1 pseudogene is annotated in these 482 nt (G+C 49.0%); it reads left to right on the forward strand.

From position 1 onward, the window contains the following. Window positions 1-482 (forward strand): annotated as a pseudogene (locus ACTHUR_RS19580) (recombinase); the annotation flags it as partial.

Raw genomic sequence — 482 nt, forward strand, 5'->3', positions numbered from 1 at the left:
GTGGAAATGCTGTCGATTTGGATTGCTTCCGAAGCGATTGAGCCGGATTTAATACGGATTGCCCCCCGTTTGTTGGAGGCGGATTCGGCATTTGTCGCCTTACAACGTGAAATTGCAAAATTGGTAGAACACTATCGCCACAGCGAAGAAACTTATGATACGGCGCACTTGTAGGTCATGTTTGACCAGTGCGACAAGCAAATTGAGTATCTGCGTCGTCGTGGTACAGGAGCAGGGTCTGGTTCGTCAGTGAAAGTGGCACACTTGCTGGAGCGCCTGCAACAAACCATAGGCCGTCTGAAACTGTTGACCAATATTCAAATCGAAACCGGCAGCCGTACCCGCTTAACCATCAATCTGATGAATGCGATGATTTACGCGGCGGTAGAGCAATACAGCACCAGCCACTTGCGTAAAAGCAGTATCCGAATGCTGGCACGCAGTATTACGGAAAACAAAAGCCATCATGGTGAGCATTACGT

Source organism: Neisseria sp. P0021.S007 (genome assembly GCF_051956855.1).